Annotated in this window: 4 protein-coding genes; 3 read left to right on the top strand and 1 reads right to left on the bottom strand. The window is 72.3% G+C overall.

Features of this window, described 5'->3' with window-relative positions; all coding sequences use genetic code 11:
• Positions 1–1,004, bottom strand: a 1,004-nt coding sequence (locus ABZU25_RS34350) for an S-(hydroxymethyl)mycothiol dehydrogenase (protein ID WP_355033525.1), incomplete at its 3' end; no start/stop codon positions are given.
• 187 nt (positions 1,005–1,191) lie between these two features.
• Between ABZU25_RS34350 and ABZU25_RS34345 the strand changes: the two genes are divergently transcribed.
• From ABZU25_RS34345 to ABZU25_RS34335, 3 genes are all read left to right on the top strand, one after another.
• Positions 1,192–1,614, top strand: coding sequence for a hypothetical protein (locus tag ABZU25_RS34345; protein ID WP_355033524.1), 423 nt, complete (start codon positions 1,192–1,194; stop codon positions 1,612–1,614).
• Positions 1,615–1,634: 20 nt separating this feature from the next.
• Entirely contained in the window at positions 1,635–2,813 is a 1,179-nt protein-coding gene (locus tag ABZU25_RS34340; RefSeq protein WP_355033523.1) for a low temperature requirement protein A, read from the top strand.
• A gap of 18 nt (positions 2,814–2,831) precedes the next feature.
• Positions 2,832–3,719, top strand: an 888-nt coding sequence (locus tag ABZU25_RS34335) for a hypothetical protein (RefSeq protein WP_355033522.1), incomplete at its 3' end; no start/stop codon positions are given.

Here is a 3,719-nt window from a genome sequence, read left to right as displayed (position 1 = left end):
TCGGTGACGAACGCGTCCAGGTCGAGCCGGCCCTGCAGGTACAGCTCGGTGAGCATCGGGAAGTCCCGGCTGGGGAGGCAGTCGCCGTACCAGCTGGACTTCAGCGCGCCACCGCGCCCGAAGACGTCCAGCAGCGGCAGCTCGATCCGCATCTGCGGGGTCGGCACGCCGACCAGCACGACAGTGCCGGCCAGATCCCGGGCGTAGAACGCCTGCTTCCAGGTCTCCGGTCGGCCCACCGCGTCGATCACCACATCGGCGCCGAAGCCGCCGGTGGCGGCCCGGATCGCCTCGACGGGGTCGGTCTCGGAGGCGTTGACGGTGTGCGTGGCGCCGAACCTGCGGGCCCAGTCCAGTTTGCGGCTGTCGGTGTCCACCGCGACGATCGTCGTGGCGCCGGCGAGGACCGCACCGGCGACCGCCGCGTCTCCGACGCCGCCGCAGCCGATCACCGCGACCGAGTCGCCGCGGGTGACGTTGCCGGTGTTCATCGCGGCGCCCAGCCCGGCCATCACCCCGCAGCCGAGCAGGCCCACGGCGGCCGGTCGGGCGGCCGGGTCGACCTTCGTGCACTGCCCGGCGTGCACCAGGGTCTTCTCGGCGAACGCGCCGATGCCCAGCGCCGGGGCCAACTCGGTGCCGTCGGTCAGGGTCATCCGCTGGGTGGCGTTGTGGGTGTTGAAGCAGTACCACGGGCGACCCCGGCGACAGGCGCGGCAGACGCCGCAGACCGCACGCCAGTTGAGGACCACGAAATCACCCGGGGCGACGTCGGTGACGCCCTCGCCCACCTGCTCGACGATGCCCGCCGCCTCGTGGCCGAGCAGGAACGGGTAGTCGTCGTTGATGCCACCCTCGCGGTAGTGCAGGTCGGTGTGGCAGACGCCGCAGGACTGGATCCGGACGATCGCCTCGCCGGGGCCGGGATCGGGCACCACGATGGTGGTCACCTCGACCGGCGCGCCCTTGCTGCGGGAGATGACTCCCCGGACTTCCTGGCTCACTTCGCCTCCTGCTGGTGGTGTGCGGCAGGGCCGGGCGCCGGGTGGGCGGGTGTGCCACGGGCTCGGCGGTGGGCCCCCCGGCGAACCTACCGCGACCACCACGGCCAGCCCAGCCGGCCGGACGGGTTATCGCGGGCGGTGCCGGGTACGCGGGCCGCATTCGACAACGGCCACACGGGGAGTGATCATGAAGCTCGCGCACCTGCCGCTTCGGCTCAGCATCGGCGCGTACTTTCTCAACTCGGGTCTGGGCAAGCGGAACCTGGAGGGTGCCGCCGCGGAGGGCATGCACGGGATGGCGGTCGTCGCCATGCCGCAACTCGGCCAGTTGGACCCACCGCGCTTCGCGAAGCTGCTGTCGTACTCGGAGATCGCGCTGGGGACCGCGCTGCTCGCGCCATTCGTCCCGGCCCCCCTTGTCGGGTTGGGCCTGACCGCGTTCGGCGTGGGCCTGGTGCAGCTGTACCTGAAGACGCCGGGACTGCGGGAGCCCGGCAGCGTCCGCCCGACCCAGCAGGGCGCCGGGCTCGCCAAGGACGTGTGGCTGGTCGGTGCCGGGCTGACCCTGGTGCTGGAGGGGTTTAGCCACGGCCGCCGGTGGCACCGCTGAGCCCAGTCTGAGGAGCGGCGGTGACCCATTCCCGTTCGGTGCGGCCGTTCTACCGGCCGATGCGGCCCCGTCGTCGCGACGAGCCACACCGCGCCGCCACCCCGCTGGAACTCTTCTTCGACCTCTGTTTCGTGGTGGCCGTCGCGCAGGCGGCCAGCAGCCTGCACCACGACGTCGCCGAGGGCCACCTCGGCCACGCCGCGACCAGCTACGCCATGGTGTTCTTCGCGATCTGGTGGTCGTGGATGAACTTCACCTGGTTCGCCTCGGCGTACGACACCGACGACGACGTCTATCGGATCACCACCCTGGTGCAGATCTCCGGAGCGCTGATCCTGGCGGCCGGCGTGCCCCGCGCCTTCGCCGACGGCGACTTCGCCGTCATCACCTACGGGTACGTGGTGATGCGACTGGCCGCCGTCGGGAACTGGACCCGAGCCGCCGCCGGCGACCCCCGCCACCGCGCGGCGGCGACCCGCTACGCGATCGGCGTGACAGTGGTGCAGCTCGGCTGGCTGCTGCGGCTGGCACTGCCCGCCGGGTGGGGCATCGCGACGTTCGTGCTGCTGGCGGTGGCCGACCTGCTGGTGCCGGCGGTGGCCGAACGCCCCGGCATGACCCCCTGGCACCCCCGGCACATCGCCGAACGGTACGGGTTGTTCACCCTGATCGTGCTCGGCGAGGCGGTTCTGGCCATCTCGATCGCGATCCAGACCGGGATCGACGCCGGGGAGCACGACCTCTGGTCGCTCGCGGCGGCCGGCGCGGTCATCGTGTTCGCGCTCTGGTGGCTCTACTTCGACCGGCCCAACGAGGCGCCCGACCGGATGCCGTACTCCCTGATCTGGGGCTACGGCCACTACCTGATCTTCGCCGCGATCGCCGCGATCGGCGCCGGCCTGGGGGTGTCGGTGGACGTCGAGCGGCACCTCGCGCACGTCTCCGCAGGCACCGCCGGGTACGCGGTGGCCATCCCGATCGCCGTCTTCCTGCTCACCGTCTGGGTGCTGCACGTACGCCGGCAGCAGCACGGCGCGGTGGTCGTCGCGTTCCCCGTCGTCGCGCTGCTGGCGCTGCTCGCGCCGCTCGGCCCGGCCCCGGTGTACGTCCTCGCGGCGCTGCTGGTCGCCCTCGTGACGCTGACCGTGCTGCTGCGCCGCCGCGACGTCGGACCGAGCGCCGCGGTCGCCGCGTCCTGACTCGCCCACGGGCATCCGGTGCGCGGCATCAGGGCCGCCACCGCCTCGGAGTTCCGGGCGCAGGCGGCCGAGGCCGACAAACCGCATGATCCGCGACTGGCCGTCAGTCGTCGCCGTCTGCTCGCCGGTGGGTCCATCGTGGCCGCGTCGCTGGTGGGCCAGAGCCTCGTCGGCAGCTCCGTACTGGGGGCGGCCCGCACCGAACTGTCGGTCGGGAAGGTCGACATCACGCCGGCGGCCGGCGCCTACCTGGCCGGTTACGGCGTGGACGTGCCACGGCTTCGCGCGCGGCCTGCACCTGTCGATCCGCAGTCAGGTGCGTGGCCTCGGCCTGGCGTCGGAGAAATTCGCGCTGACGGCTACCCGGTCGCCGGGCCGACGACGGCCCACTACCGGGAGGTGACCCTGCCGCTGGACGTGACACCAACCGCTGACAATTTCCGGCAGGTCCTGGCCTCCTACACCGCGCGGTCGAACAACGCGGGCCTGCCGGGCTACTACCGGCGGCACGCGCGACAGATGATCTCGCAGATCGAGGCCGGCACGGTCGCCACGTCGATCCCGGTGCCCGTCCAGTCCTGGCGGTTCACCGGCAGCCCCGACCTCCGGCTGCTGCGAACTGCTCCGGAGAGCGTCGACGTACGCCGGCGGTTTCGACAGCGACTTCCCGGGCATCGCCGGCGGCTCGATGACCGTCTACGGCTGGTTGGGCCACCTCAGAGGAAAACCGACAGCCGAATCTCTCGACGGAGCAGAGCAACTTCTCATCAGCGCGATCGACGCGGCGCTGGCGGCGTAGCGGCCACTGTGGCGTCGGCGGTACGCGGCACGCACGTCCGCGCCCGGCGCTCCCCCGTCCGGCAGCGCCGCCGCGGCGGCGTACGCGCCCGGATCGGCCAGCACGTC

It is taken from the genome of Micromonospora sp. NPDC005215, from assembly GCF_040607915.1.
In the GTDB taxonomy this organism is placed as follows: domain Bacteria; phylum Actinomycetota; class Actinomycetes; order Mycobacteriales; family Micromonosporaceae; genus Micromonospora.
Note: the sequence above shows the minus strand (reverse complement) of the source record. Positions and strands in the feature narration are given on the sequence as shown.